This window comes from Arthrobacter sp. SLBN-112 (genome assembly GCF_030944625.1).
Classification (GTDB): domain Bacteria; phylum Actinomycetota; class Actinomycetes; order Actinomycetales; family Micrococcaceae; genus Arthrobacter.
Genome location: NZ_JAUSXY010000001.1, coordinates 3097484 through 3111383 on the forward strand (window position 1 = coordinate 3097484; position 13900 = coordinate 3111383).

Consider the following 13900-nt stretch of genomic DNA (forward strand, 5'->3'; position numbering starts at 1 on the left):
TACACGCCCGTTTATTCTAGTCGGTGCCGGCAACGCGGGTCAAAGTGGCGGCAGGGTCGGGACGGGGTTCAGAAGTGGGTCAGGCAGTGCGTTGCCCGTTCCACCGCAAACATCTGCCGCGCCGTAAGTGCAGCCCCTGGCGTTGGCTCGACGATCGCACCGGCAGCCTTCAGTGTCACCGGGCAGACTCCCCCCAGGAAGATCGAGGACAACGCAGAGACATCCAGTTCGAGATCGGCGGCGGTGCCCTCCGGGAGGCGTTCGACGGCGGCCTGGCCGCCCTGGACCGTCAGCGCAAAGGTCCCCGGCGTGAGGCCCAGCGGGTCGTCGACGCCAAGCACCAGCCGGCCATCGGCCGGGTAGTGCCGGGCGGCGAGGGCCTGCTGGATGTCGAGGATCCTGAGCCAAAGCATGTCGCGGCTGTCCGAGGCGTCAATGCAGCGCGCATCAGCCAGTGCCCAGGCGAGGGGATCGTCCACCGGCGCCTCGTTCCAGGTGACCCGTTCCACGAGGTCGATGGCGGCCAGGTACTGCCAGAGTTCGAGGTAGGAGTGGTCAGTGGCGGCAACGAGGTCAATCACTTCCACCGTGTACGGTGTGGTGTCCCAGCCCAGGAACTTGTAAGAGACGTAGCCGTCGATGGTTGCGTCCGGGCCGTAGTGCAGCGCCACCTTGATGGCGGGATCCTCCTTGCCGTCGCGCCCCAGCGCCCCCGAGGCCAGCTGCCGGTACCACTCCTGCCGGCCCAGGGACCCGGGCGTGTGGCGGTGGACGCGGTCGAACACCACCGGAGCCACCTCCAGCAGGACACTGGGGTCCGCGACTTCCACGGTGCCCGTGGCCTGGTGCCGCAGGGCGAACCGGGCGGTGGTGTCCACTTTGACGGTGCGTTCGAGGCTTGCCACGCCGTAGCCGAACCTGCCGTAGATGCTTCCCTCCGAGGCTGTCAGCGCGGCCACGGCGATGCCGTCGTCCTTGGCGGCCTGCAGGTCTTCGGTCATCATGCGGCGCAGCAGGCCGCGGCGGCGGTGGGACGTACGGACAGTCACGGCTGTGACCATCTGGGTTTCCAGCATGCGGCCGAACCCGATGTTCAGGGTCTTCCGGAAGGTCCCGAACGTGGCAACGGGTACGTCCGCCGGCAGGGAGGAGGGGGCCACGGAGCCGGTCTGGTACGCCCCGGTGAAGATCCGGCCATCGGCCTCATAGGTGGCAAGGGAACGTTCCCGGTGTTCAGGGGTGCGGGTGGACTCGTGGAAGCCGAACCCTACGGCCTGGGCCCAGGTTGCGGCCTCGGCATACCCTTCTTTGCCTTTGGACACGGCCGGAAAGCGCCGGATTTCATAGTTTCCGCTCAGTTCACCCATTTACCCGAGCCTAGCCAATGAATCCGGCGCTTGACCAGCACGAACACACCTGGCCTGCTGCTCCGCCGGGCAGCCTAGTGGCCGGCGTCGTACCAGCTGGGGCCGACGCCGATCTGGACTTCCAGGGGCACGCTGAGCTCGGCGGCGGCTGCCATCTGCTCGGTGACCAGCTTTTCCACGGCGGCCCGCTCCCCGGCGGCCACCTCGAGGACCAGTTCGTCATGGACCTGGAGCAGCATCCTGGACTTCAGTGCCTGCGCTTTGAGCTCGTCCTGCACACCCAGCATGGCGCGCTTGATGATATCCGCGGCCGAGCCCTGGATGGGGCTGTTGAGGGCGATGCGTTCCGCGTTTTCGCGGAGCTGGCGGTCCGTGCTGGTGAGGTCCGGCAGATAGCGGCGGCGGCCCTCGATGGTGGCCGTGTAGCCGTCCACCCTGGCCTGGTCCACCACGCCCCGCAGGTAGTCACGGACGGCACCGAAGCGGTCGAAGTAGTCCTTCATGAGGGTGCGGGCCTCGTCGACGGAGATCTCCAGCTGCTTGGACAGGCCGAACGAGGTCAGGCCGTAGGCCAGCCCGTAGGACATGGCCTTCACCTTGGACCGCATGGCGCTGGTGACCTGGTCCGTGGGGACGTGGAAGATATTCGAGCCGACGAACCGGTGCAGGTCCTCGCCGTCTTTGTAGGCCTGGATCAGGCCCTCGTCGCCGGAGAGGTGCGCCATGATGCGCATTTCGATCTGGGAATAGTCGGCTGACAACAGGCATTCGTAGCCGTCGCTGACCACGAAGATGCCACGGACCCGGCGGCCTTCTTCGCTGCGGATGGGGATGTTCTGCAAGTTGGGGTTGTTCGAGGAGATGCGGCCGGTGGCCGCGACGTTCTGGGCGTAGGTGGTGTGGATGCGGCCGTCCTCGGCCACCGACTTCTTCAGCGACTCCAGCATCTGGCGCAGCTTGGCGGCCTCGCGGTGGGCCATGAGCTGCACCAGGAACTCGTGCCCGGTTTTCTCCAGGAGGTTTTTCAACGATGCGGCGTCCGTGGTGTAGCCGGACTTGATCTTCTTGGTCTTGGGCAGTTGCAGTTCGTCGAACAGCACGGCCTGGAGCTGCTTGGGCGAGCCCAGGTTGACCTCGTGCCCGATGGCGGCAAACGCCTGTTCCTGGGCCTGGTCGATCACCCGCGCCAAATCGGCGAGTTGTTCGTCCATCTTGTCCATGTCAATGGCGATGCCCGCGCGCTCCATGTCCGCGAGGACACGGCTGACCGGAAGCTCAAGGGTGGACAGCAGCTCTTCAGCGCGGCGCTCCTTGAGTTCGTCTTCGAAGAAGCGGCTGAGGGCGAGCACGACGGCACCGGCCTGGACCAGGGCGTCGGCGGCGGCGGTGTCCCCGCCGTCAAACGACAACTCGAGTTGCCCGGCTTTGGCGGTGGCGGCGGGGATACCCACGTTGAGGTGGTGCTGGGCCAATTCCGCGAGCTCATAGGTGCGCCGGTCCGGCTCGATCAGGTAGCCGGAAATCGAGGTGTCGTCCACCACGCCGTCCAGTTCAAGGCCGCGGGCCGCCAGGGCTTTCAGCGCCGCTTTGAAGCCGTGCATCACCTTGGGCGCTTCCGGGTCGCGGAGCCACGCTGCCAGGACGTTTTCGGTATCGGCATCCTGGCCGGTGAGATCGACATAGACGGCGGCATCACCGCGGACGATCGCCAGCGCCGCTGCATCCTCGCCGATCCGTCCGGGCACGAGGTCGACGGCGAGGGCGGAGCGGATGCCGGCTCCGGTGCCCAGGAACGCGGCAAGTTCCGCGGCGTCCGCGGGGGTGCTGTACTCGGGGGTTTCGATGCTGTCCCGCTCCGCCGCCGGGGCATCGGAGTCGCCGTAGAGGGCGAAAAGCCGGCCGCGGATGGCCTTGAATTCGAGCTGGTCGAAGAGGTCCTCGAGGACTGCCTGGTCCGGCCGCGGCTGGAAGAGATCATCGAGCGTGACCGGCAGGTCGAGGTCGGTGTGGAGCTGGTTCAGCCTGCGGTTGCGCTTGACGGCGTCGACATTTTCACGCAGGGCGTCGCCCACCTTGCCGCCAATGGAATCGATGTGTTCCAGGACCCCTTCGAGGCCGCCATAGAGGTTGATCCACTTGGCCGCAGTCTTAGGCCCGACACCGGGCACGCCGGGCAGGTTGTCCGCCGTCTCCCCTACCAGGGCGGCGAGGTCCGAGTAACGAGACGGGCTGACGAAGTACTTGGCCTCGATGGCGGCGGCGTCCATCCGGGGGATGTCACTGACGCCCTTCTTGGGATAGAGGACGAAGACGTTGTCCGTGATGAGCTGGAAGGCGTCCCGGTCACCGGAGACGAGGAGGACCTCGAAGCCGGCCTTTTCCCCCATGGCGGCAAGGGTGGCCAGGATGTCGTCGGCCTCGTAGCCGGGCATTTTGATGGTCTTGATCCCCCAGGCCTCCATCACCTGCCCGATGAGGTCGATCTGCCCGCTCATCTCGCGCGGCGTCTCATTCCGGCCGCCCTTATATTCGCTGTACTCGGCCTTGCGGTGGGTGGATTCGTCCGAGACGTCGAAGGCAACGGCCACGTGGGTGGGCTGCTGTTCCTTGATGAGGTTGATCAGCATGGACGTAAAACCGTGGATGGCGTTGGTGTGCTGGCCGTTGGCGGTGGAGAATTTGTCCGCCGGAAGCGCGAAGAAAGCCCTGAAAGCCATGGAGTGCCCGTCAAGCACCAGGAGCCGCGGCTGGCCGGTGATGGGGACAACGGGGGCAACAGTGGCGGAAACCGACCCGCCGGCAGCTGGGGCAGCGTCCTGGGCTGCCGGGCCCTGAGCGGTGGAAGAGGGCTGTGCCGCGGGCTCTTCCTCCAGGACCTGGGACGGGAAAGGGGCCGGTTTGGTTGTTTCACTCACAGGTGCCAGCCTAGTTGCCATGACAGACAATTTCACGCCGGGCCCCTTCGCCGAGGAGCTGGCAGCCGCCGGTATTCCCGACCACATGCACGACTGGCTGGGCACGTTCGGCGTCGGCGCCCTGGTGGTCAAAATGGGGATCCATTTCCTGGAGATGAGCCCTGAACGGACCGTTGCCACCATGCCGGTGGAGGGCAATACGCAGGTGGCGGGAATCCTCCACGGCGGCGCCCACGTGGTGCTGGCGGAAACCCTTGGCTCGTTCGCCGCCGGGATGCACGCGGGCCCGGGCCGGCATGCCGTCGGCATCGAGGTCAACGCCACCCATCACCGGTCAATTGCGAATGGCCTGGTAACGGGTACGTGCACCGCTATCCATTTGGGCCGCACCCTCACCACCCATGAAGTGGTCATGACCGACGCCCGGGGGCGGCGGCTGTCATCCGCCCGGATCACCAACATGCTCCGGGACAACGCCGGCTGAATCAGGCAGTGCCAGGACCGGCTGTTCCCCCGGCCAGCAGGTAGCGCAACTCGACGATCCCCCTGCCCAGGGTGCGGGAGGCAGCCAGCTCAAGGGGCGGCGTCGGGCCCGCCAGCGGCAGGAGCCGCTTACCCTCCCCCAACACCACCGGAATAAGGGAGAGGATGATCTCATCCAGCAGGCCGGCATCCGCAAACTGGGCTGCCAGGTTGCCGCCGCCCACCACCCAGATGTTCCGGCCTTGCGCGGACTCCCGGAAGTCGGGAATGAACTCGGCCACGTCTCCGCGGACGAACGTGACGTCGGCGCCATCGGGGGCTGTGTACTCGTGGTGCGTGAAAACATAGGCTGGCGTGCCCGCATATGGCCAAGTTCCGGCGTCATGCTCCTGCAGCCAGGCGTAGGTCTCCCCGCCCATGACAATGCATCCCACCCCGGCTATGAAGGCGTCGTAGCTCTCCGCTCCGCCCTCGAAGCCGTCGAACTGCAGGAGCCAGCCGAGATCGTCCGTGGACGTGGCGATGAACCCGTCCAGGGACGCGGCTACGAAATATTGGATGCGCGGCATGGGCCCAGCCTAGCCAACGCCGGCGGCGCTGCCCAGGACCGTGCCTGCTACTTGGTGAAGTACGGGATGATCAGGTACAGCCCGAGCAGCACAGCCACGCCGCAGAGGCCAAAGCACAGGTAGGCGACGGAGCGTTTGACTCCGGGGGATGACTGCTGGGCGTCAGCGGCGATTGCGGTAAACCTGACGCCGAGCGAATAAAGGGTAACCACGACGGCGGCGGATACGAGGGTGGTGCCTGCGACGGTCAGGAGTTCCAACCACTTCATCGCTGATTCTCCTTGGGGGTGTTGGCAGCTGCGTCAGCCTCGGCCTTGGCTTGTTCTTTCGCTTTGGCCCGGGCGCGTGCCATGGCCTTTTTCTTGGCGAAGCGGACGGCCTGGCCGGCTTCCTCGACCTCGACGGAGTTTTGGTGGCCCACAGAGGACTTGCGCGAGTAGAAGAACATGAACAGCACTGCGGCGCTGCCGGCCACCGCGGCGATGAGCACGCCCACGGGGCCGGTTTCCACCAGCAGTGCCGTCAAGGCGCCGACGATACCCGCTGCCGGCAGGGTGAATAGCCAGCCCAGCGCGATCTTGCCCACCATGTTCCAGCGGACGGTGGTTCCACGGCGTCCCATTCCGGAGCCGATGACTGAGCCTGATGCCACCTGCGTGGTGGAGAGGGCGAAGCCAAGGTGGGAGGAGGCAAGAATGGCGGACGCGGTGCTGGTCTCAGCCGCAAAGCCCTGCGCGGGCTTTACCTCCGTCAGGCCCGAACCCATGGTGCGGATGATGCGCCAGCCACCGGCATAGGTGCCGATCGCGATGGCCAGGGCGCAGGCCGTGATGACCCAGAGCTGCGGACCCGAGCCGGGAGCCTGGCTGCCGGCGGCGATCAGGACCAGGGTGATGATGCCCATGGTCTTCTGGGCATCATTGGTGCCGTGGGCAAGGGCCACCAGGCTGGAGGTGAAGATCTGGCCGGTGCGGAAGCCGCCACGCTTCTGGGTGAGCTTGTTGCCCGTCTCAGGATCGTGGCGGGCGGTGAGCGCGTAGGCCAAGCGGGTACACACATAGGCTGCAAGGCCGGCTATGACCGGGGCAAAGACGGCGGGAAGGATGACCTTCTGCAGCAGGCTCTCGAAGTTGACGGAGCTGAATCCTGCCCCGACCACGGCGGCGCCGATCAAGCCCCCGAAGAGTGCATGCGATGAGCTGGAGGGCAGGCCCTTGAGCCAGGTGACCATGTTCCACAGGACGGCTCCCATGAGTCCGGCAAAGATGATCTCCGGGGTGATCTGCACGCCTCCGGATCCTTCGCGGATGATTCCGCCCGACACCGTCTTGGCCACCTCTGTTGAGAGGAAGGCGCCCACCAGGTTCAGGACGGCAGCCAGGGCCACCGCTGTCCGCGGTTTGATGGCGCCCGTTGCGATGGGTGTGGCCATGGCGTTTGCGGTGTCGTGGAACCCGTTCGTGAAGTCGAAAAATAGTGCCAGTGCTATGACCAGCGCCACCATGAAGGTGATATCCACCTGTTGCCCAATCTGCAGAGTCGACGTTCAGCAGTTTCTCCTACCAGGCTGCCTTGCACAGCATAGTTCACCAGCAGTTTGCGTGGAATGACTTGCGGCGGGGGCCAAGACCGGCGGGAAACCTTATCGATCGTACGCGTCCCCGGCATGAGGACAAAACAGTGGCCGGGCCCGGAAAACGAGCGGCAGTCCCCTTCCGGCGGACGCAATTCCGCGGCAACGCGGCCGAGACGAGGCGCGTGCCGTACACCGCGGTGTCAGCCCTGGTGGAACTGCGCCGGCCGGGGCGGCGCGTCCAGTTCCGGGGCGATCTTCTCCTCGATGGCGGCGACGGTCACATCCGGCAGGACGATCAGGCCGTCCAGTTCCCGCCGGGCCCGCTTGTAGGCTGCCTGGCGTTCGGCGGGCGTCGCCGCCTGGTTCTCCGCAATCATCAGCAGCTTCCGTGCCGTGGCCAGCCGTTCACGTTCGGGACCGCTGAACTTGCTGTCCCTGATCCGCTTGGCTTCCCGTTCCGCCACGTCCAGCGCCACCGCGAAGTTATTGACGGCCTGCCGGTACGCTTCAAGGCCGGTCACAGAGGTGAGGTCCGCGGCGGATGCCGGCCGCTGGCCGTCTGCTTCCCGCTTAGCACGCAGGAAGGCGACCGTAAGAGGCTCACGGACGTCCGTCATGAGCGGAAAGTCGATGAGCTTGCCGACATCGAGTTCGTAGTCCAGCCACCGTTTGTTGGTGGCGTCATGGGCAGCCATCAGCGCCCGCACCTCGGCCGTGGACGCCCTCTCGGCTTCGCGCGCCCGGTTCTTGAGGTTGTACAGTTCAACCCGGCGCCGGTGACGCCGGTCTGCGGCTCGGCGCCAGCCGCCGGCCCAACGGCCGGCGAACGCCATCAGCGGGAAAACCAGCCACCACTTGTCGGCAAGAAAATCCATAAGTGGACTCACGTGTCCATCCTCGCAGGATGAGGGGCCCGCCTCAAGGAGTTGGGCGGGGTGGATTCAGCAGGCCGTGGCGGGGACAGCGGTGGCCTGCCGTCCCAGCCACGGCCTGCAGGGGCCGCCGCTCAGGGAGCCTGTGTGGCTTGGGCGCCGTTGACGTTGACCAGCCAGGACACGCCAAACCGGTCGCTGCACATGCCGAAAACGTCGCCCCAGGGCGCCTTTTCCATGGGGACTGTCACCGTGCCGCCCCCGCCGCTGAGCTTCTCGTAGTAGCCGCGGAGCTCTGCTTCGTTGTCGCCGCTGAGGGAAACGGAAATCGACGAACCCGGGTGGTATTCCATGCTGTTGGGGGTGTCGGCGCCCATGAGCACCATGCCCTGCGTGGTGGTGAGCATGCCGTGCATGATCTTCTCGGCTTCGGCAGGATCGTCGCTGGCCTGGAAGTCGGCAAACGTGCTCATCGTCAGTTCGCCGCCGAAGACGGACTGGTAGAAGTTCATTGCCTCGCGGGCGTTGTCCCGGAAGCTCAGGTAGGGATTGAGGATGGTGGGCATAGCGGGTTCTCCTTCACGTGACCGGAACGGGTGCAGACTCCATCCTGCCCGATCCGGCCCTGGCCCGGTAGGGGATGCCTCCCCTGTTCATCCCGTGTTTCACGGACCCGGAAAGACAGCCCGGACACCCCGGAGATGGTGCGGCGCGGCCCCGGGAACGTAGGCTCGGGTCATGGCCAGATTCTTTGATGTTCACCCGCACGACCCCCAGCCGCGCGCCATTGCGCAGGCAGTCAAAATCATTCGCGACGGCGGCCTGATCGCCTACCCCACGGACTCCTGCTATGCCCTGGGCGCCCAGATGGGCAACAAGGAGGCCCTGGACCGCATCCGGAGCATCCGCCACCTGGATGACAAGCACCATTTCACGCTCGTGTGCCGGGATTTTGCCCAGTTGGGACAGCTCGTGAACATTGGAAACGACGTCTTCCGCAGCATCAAGGCCGTCACTCCGGGCAGCTACACGTTCATCCTCCCTGCCACCAAGGAGGTTCCGAAGCGCCTGCTCCACCCGAAGAAGAAAACAGTGGGGGTACGGATTCCGGATAACCGGGTGGTCCAGGCGCTCCTTGCCGAACTCGGTGAGCCCCTGCTTTCCAGCACGCTCCTGCTGCCGGACGAGGAGGACCCGCTGACCGTGGGCTGGGAGATCAAGGAGCGGCTGGACCATCAGGTGGATGCCGTGATCGACGCCGGGGACTGCGGAGCCGAGCCCACCACCGTGGTGGATTTCTCCAGTGGCGTGGCGGAAGTTGTCCGGCACGGCATGGGCGACGCGTCCCGCTTCGAGTAACGGCCTCCCCTGCCACGGGGGCCGTTGTAGACGGTGCCCTTGGGACGGTGCCGTCAGTCCTGTTTGCGCGCCCGGCTGGGCTGCACCCTGGGCGGTTCGCCCGGCATCTTGGGGTAGTCCGGCGGGAAGGGCATCTCCCCCAGGCCGTCCTTGCAGTCGCGGTCCCACCACTCCAGCAGGGTGTCGATGGTGCCGGGGTTGGCGTGGAAGTCAGCCCAGGGGTCGCCGACGGTCTTCAGCCGCTCCGGGACGGTGAGGACGGTGAAGTCCTTCGGATCGGCGTGTTCCAGTTCCGCCCAGGTGATGGGGCAGGACACCGGGGCGTGCGGCAGCGCGCGCGGGCTGTAGGCGCCCGCGATGGTGCGGTCACGGTTGGCCTGGTTGAAGTCGAGGAACACCCGGCGCCCCCGTTCTTCCTTCCACCAGGCGGTAGTGACCTTGTCCGGGATGCGGCGCTCAACTTCACGGGCCGCGGCGATGACGGCGTGGCGGACATCGAGGAACTCGCGGGTTGGTTCGATGGGTGCGTAGACGTGCAGGCCGCGGTTTCCGGAGGTCTTGATGAAGCCGGTAAGGCCCGCTTCGGCGAGGACGTCCTTGAGGACCAGGGCGGCGGGGACGGCGTCGCCGAAGTCTGTTCCGGGTTGCGGGTCAAGGTCGATGCGCAGTTGGTCCGGGTTGTCGGTGTTTTCTGCCCGGGACGGCCAGGGGTGGAACACCACCGTGTTCATCTGGACGGCCCAGACGGCGGCCGCGGGCTCGTCCAACACCAGTTGCGGGTGGGACCTGGCGCTGGGGTAGACGACTTTCACGGAGCGGATGAAGTCGGGGGTGCCCTTGGGCGGATTCTTGGAGAAGAACTGCTCGCCGTCGATGTTGCCGGAGAACCTCTGCAGCGCCACCGGCCGGTCTCCGTTCGCTGCGATGAACGCCCCGCCGACGTCGCAGATGTAGTTCACCAGGTCCAGTTTGGTCAATCCGAGGTCGGGCCAGAGAACGCGGCTTGGACTGGAAATGCGCATTTCGCGCGGACCTTCGGGACCGGGAACCGTGATGGTGGTTTGTTCACTCGCCATGGGGACAACGTACACCCGGCCGCGGGCGCGGACCGGCATATGCGGCTGCGCTCAGGCATGATGGACCCATGCCCCACGACGACCAGCAGCTCGTCATCACCGCAGGTGACGCAACGTTTTCGGCCAGCTACGCACGCCCGGAGAATCCCACGGCAACAGTTGTAGTGGCGCACGGCGCGGGCGCCGGGATGGACCACCCGTTTCTACGCGGGTTCACGGATGCCCTGAACTCCCTGGGCCTGGCGACGCTGCGCTTCAACTTCCCTTACCGGGAGGCGGGGCGGAAGTTCCCTGACCGCCCGCCGGCAGCCATCGCCGCGTGGCGGGCCGCGATGGCCGCTGCCTCGACCCCAGGCTGAAGCCCATGGGGATCCCGGAACCATCTGGGCAGCGGGGAAATCCTTTGGCGGCCGGATGGCGTCCATGGCTGTTGCCGAGGGGATGGACGCAGCGGGCCTGGTGTATTTGGGCTACCCGCTGCATCCTCCCGGCAAGCCGGAGAAACTCCGGGACGAACACTTGTATGGCATGGCCACGCCCATGTTGTTCCTGCAGGGAACCCGCGACACGTTTGCCACACCGGCCCTCCTGTCAGGCGTTGTGTCGCGGATTGGACCAACAGCCGCGCTGGAGTGGGTGGAGGGCGGCGACCACTCCTTTGCGGTGGCGGGCAGGAAGCGGCCTGCCGATGAAGTGGGCGCGTCCTTGGCGGCATCGGTGGCCCGGTTTATCGCCGCGCACGCCTAGGACGCTAAGCGGCGTCCTCGTGCCACCAGCCCTCCCACGCAGCGGAGGTGAGCTGCCCGGCAGGGAAAGCACCCGCCGTGGCGGCTTCCCCCGACTGGCCCTCGTGGCGCCGGCCGTCGTCGCCGCGCCGGACATCGAGCAAAAGGTTCAGGCTGTTCAAGAGAAACATGGTTCCGTCCTTCCTGGTGGTGAATGGACAACGCCGTCCATGTAGCAAGGAGCCTAGCCAGCGGATGTTTCACCACGGCGACAAGAGGTTTCGGCTGTGTATCGGAGATCTCACGGGCAGGCCGCGGGCGCTGTGCACCGCCGGTAGCCGGCGCTAGCTGCGCTGTTTGGCGCGTGCGGTGGCCGGGGCTGACCATGGATCCTCCGGCCAGGGGTGCTTGGGGTAGCGGCCCCGCATTTCGGTGCGCACCTGGGCGTACGGGCCGGACCAGAAGGAGGTCAGGTCATCCGTGACGGCCAGCGGGCGGCGGGCCGGGGACAGCAGGTGGAAGAGCACCGGCACCCTGCCGCCGGCCAACCGCGGTGATTCGGCCAGCCCGAAGCACTCCTGGAGTTTCACCGCCACTACGGGCGCGGCGCCGCCGTCACCCGGCTCCCGGGTACTCGATCCGGATCCGCGAACCGCTGGGCACGTCAAGCCATTCCGGGGCGAGTTCGTCAAGCCTGGCGGCCTCGGGCCAGGGAAGCAGCCCGCGCAGCGCCCCGGCCAAGTCAAGGGAATCCACCGACGCCCCGGCGGCGAGGGCTTCCAACCCGGTTCCCAGCCACTCTTCCAGCCGGGCCAGCAGCGCCGCATCCGAGACATCGGGCCACGGCTCCCCCACCTGGTGGTGCAGGAAGGCGAGCCGGCTCCGGAAGGAGGCCGCCGCCGTCGGCCACGAAAGGGCTGCCAGCCCGCCCGACTGGAAAGCGGCTGCCACCGCTGTCCTGCCCTGGGCCGCTGTGGGACGCACCGGTGTCGAGGACAGCACGATCGCACCCAGCCGCTTGGTTTTGCGGGCCGTCAGGCGCCCTGCGTTGAAGTGCGTGTCCACGGCATCGGCCAGCAGGTGCGCGGCCGCCGTTTCGGCCATGGTGGCGGATAGGGGTGCTGCGGCGCGGATCACGGCACCGGTTCCGGCCGCATCCCGGCCCTCCGCCCGCGAAACTTCGGCCACGGCCAGCCATTCGTGGCCTGACAGGGTACTGCCTCCGGGGAGTCCCGCCCGGGTGCCCGACGTGAACAGGTACTGCCCGGACCCCTCGCTGCCAGGCACGCGGCGTGCCACGCGGTCGGGATAGGCGAGGGCGACGACGGCACCAACAGCTTCGCCCTGGCCGGGCAAGGCCGGAGGAACCGGGGCACGGCCGTCCGGCTGCCGGCGGGCCAGGGACGCAAGGCGTTTGGTTTCCTCGGCCCAACGCCGGCCGGCGGGCCCGGGGTCGGCCCGGAGCTGGGACAGGAGGCGGGGCAGGTCCGCACCGGGCGCGCGGTGGTCCCCGGAGAGTGCAGCCACCACCTCGGCGGCCAGCCGGTTCCCGGCGGAGGCGGCGCCTTCAAGCAACGCCCGGGCCAGCCGGGGATCGGCGGGTACTGCGGCGAGGAGCCGGCCCTCCGCCGTCACGTGGCCGTCGTCGGACACGGCGCCAAGCTCCCGAAGGACCTCGACGGCGTCGTCCATGGCCTGCCGGGGCGGCGCATCCGGCAGGGGCAAGCCCTCCCCGCCGGGTGAGCCCCAGCAGGCCAGGGTCAGTGCGGCGCTGGTCAGATCCGCAACGTTGATTTCCGGCGTGACGTGCGCCGGTGCTGCACCATAGGCCTGCTGGCTGTAGCAGCGCACCACCGTGCCCGGGCCCTGCCGGGCGGCGCGTCCGGCGCGCTGTTCGGCGGATGCCCGGGAACAGGACACCGTAACCAGCCCGCTCATCCCGCGGCCCGAGTCGCGCCTCGGCTCCCGGGCCAGGCCGGAATCGATGACCAACCGTACGCCGGGTACCGTCAGGGAAGACTCGGCGAGGTCCGTGGAGACGATGATCCTTGGGCTGCCGCCAGGTCGGCGTCCGGACACCGCCCTGTCCTGCTCCGCCGAACCCACCTGGCCGTGCAGTTCCAGGACATCCACACCGCTGCCCAGCCTGCCACGCAGGGCCGCGGCCACGTGGGAGACCTCCCGGGCCCCCGGAACGAACACGAGGGCGTCCACGGAGCTGTCCGTCGCGGCGTGGGCCTCCACGGCAGTGGCGGCGACTTGGTCAAGAAATGCCCGCGTCACTCCCCTGGCGTCAAGGCGCGGCGCTTGTGCCGGGACCCATTGCACCTCGAGCGGGTAGTGCACCGACGGGCAGTCCACCACGGGCACCGGGCCGCCGGAGGTGCCCAGCAGCGCAGCGAACCGTGGTGCGTCGAGGGTGGCGGACATGGCGACGACGGCAAGGTCGCCGCGCAGCTCGCGGACCTCGGCGAGCATGCCAACCAGGAGGTCAGTTTCGAGGCCGCGTTCGTGCACCTCGTCCAGGACGACGGCGGCCGTCCCGTCCAGCCCCGGGTCCCCCAGCAGGCGGCGCAGCAGGATGCCGGGGGTGACGAACTCAATCCGGGTGTCCGGCCCCGCGCGGCGTTCGCCGCGGACCGTGTAGCCCACGCGCCCGGCAGCCCGGCTGCCGTCAAGTTCCGAGAGCCGCCGGGCTGCTGCCCGGGCCGCGACGCGCCGCGGCTGGGTGACAATGACGCGGCGCGACGGGCGACCAACAAGGTTGGCCAGCAGCGGCGGGACGAGGGTGGTCTTTCCTGTTCCCGGCGGGGCCTGCACGACGGCGGCGGCCCCGGGGCCGGTTTCAAGCGCCTCCCTCAACCCGGGGAGGGACGCCGCGAAGGCAAGCCCGGCGCCAATGGCACCGAGGTCAAAGCCGTCGTCGGGGTGTCCGCCAGGAGGAGTCATCCGTCCATT

General features: G+C 67.6%; 11 protein-coding genes and 2 pseudogenes. 3 read left to right on the plus strand and 10 right to left on the minus strand.

The annotated features are described in order from the left end of the window. Positions 1–68: 68 nt before the first annotated feature. On the minus strand, positions 69–1367 hold the full coding sequence (locus tag QF050_RS14525; RefSeq protein ID WP_308931044.1) for a GNAT family N-acetyltransferase: 1299 nt from the start codon (positions 1365–1367) through the stop codon (positions 69–71). Between the two features lie 74 nt (positions 1368–1441). Then, a complete protein-coding gene (gene polA, locus QF050_RS14530; protein ID WP_374121572.1) occupies positions 1442–4084 on the minus strand; it encodes a DNA polymerase I in 2643 nt (880 codons plus the stop codon). Between the two features lie 217 nt (positions 4085–4301). Here polA and QF050_RS14535 point away from each other — a divergent pair, with 217 nt between their 5' ends. Then, on the plus strand, positions 4302–4766 hold the full coding sequence (locus QF050_RS14535) for a hotdog fold thioesterase (protein WP_308931046.1): 465 nt from the start codon (positions 4302–4304) through the stop codon (positions 4764–4766). Position 4767: 1 nt separating this feature from the next. Here the strand turns inward: QF050_RS14535 and QF050_RS14540 are convergent, their stop codons facing one another. From QF050_RS14540 to QF050_RS14560, 5 genes are all read right to left on the minus strand, one after another. Continuing rightward, the gene (locus QF050_RS14540) at positions 4768–5334 is read right to left on the minus strand and encodes a dihydrofolate reductase family protein (protein WP_308931047.1); all 567 of its coding nucleotides are present in this window, start codon (positions 5332–5334) and stop codon (positions 4768–4770) included. Between the two features lie 47 nt (positions 5335–5381). Continuing rightward, a complete protein-coding gene (locus QF050_RS14545; RefSeq protein ID WP_308931048.1) occupies positions 5382–5603 on the minus strand; it encodes a hypothetical protein in 222 nt (73 codons plus the stop codon). Further along, on the minus strand, positions 5600–6853 hold the full coding sequence (locus tag QF050_RS14550) for an anion permease (RefSeq protein WP_308931049.1): 1254 nt from the start codon (positions 6851–6853) through the stop codon (positions 5600–5602). The genes QF050_RS14545 and QF050_RS14550 overlap by 4 nt, the downstream gene beginning before the upstream one ends. Before the next feature lie 257 nt (positions 6854–7110). Beyond that, positions 7111–7785: a hypothetical protein gene (locus QF050_RS14555; protein WP_374121573.1), complete on the minus strand. Its 675-nt coding sequence runs from the start codon at positions 7783–7785 to the stop codon at positions 7111–7113. Positions 7786–7916: 131 nt separating this feature from the next. Next, entirely contained in the window at positions 7917–8348 is a 432-nt protein-coding gene (locus QF050_RS14560) for a VOC family protein (RefSeq protein WP_308931051.1), read from the minus strand. Positions 8349–8520: 172 nt separating this feature from the next. On the opposite strand from QF050_RS14560, the gene QF050_RS14565 reads away from it, so the two are divergent. Continuing rightward, the gene (locus QF050_RS14565) at positions 8521–9141 is read left to right on the plus strand and encodes an L-threonylcarbamoyladenylate synthase (RefSeq protein WP_308931052.1); all 621 of its coding nucleotides are present in this window, start codon (positions 8521–8523) and stop codon (positions 9139–9141) included. Positions 9142–9194: 53 nt separating this feature from the next. Here the strand turns inward: QF050_RS14565 and ligD are convergent, their stop codons facing one another. Further along, complete coding sequence (gene ligD, locus QF050_RS14570) at positions 9195–10217, minus strand: non-homologous end-joining DNA ligase (RefSeq protein WP_308931053.1); 1023 nt, start codon at positions 10215–10217, stop codon at positions 9195–9197. A gap of 68 nt (positions 10218–10285) precedes the next feature. Here ligD and QF050_RS14575 point away from each other — a divergent pair. Further along, positions 10286–10964, plus strand: a pseudogene (locus QF050_RS14575) (alpha/beta family hydrolase). A gap of 4 nt (positions 10965–10968) precedes the next feature. On the opposite strand, the gene QF050_RS14580 reads toward QF050_RS14575, so the two are convergent. Both QF050_RS14580 and hrpB read right to left on the minus strand, forming a co-directional pair. Then, positions 10969–11133 (minus strand): hypothetical protein, encoded by a 165-nt coding sequence (locus QF050_RS14580; protein WP_308931054.1) that lies wholly within the window; start codon positions 11131–11133, stop codon positions 10969–10971. A 153-nt stretch (positions 11134–11286) separates the two neighbouring features. Then, a pseudogene (hrpB, locus tag QF050_RS14585) lies at positions 11287–13891 on the minus strand (ATP-dependent helicase HrpB). Positions 13892–13900: the final 9 nt, after the last annotated feature.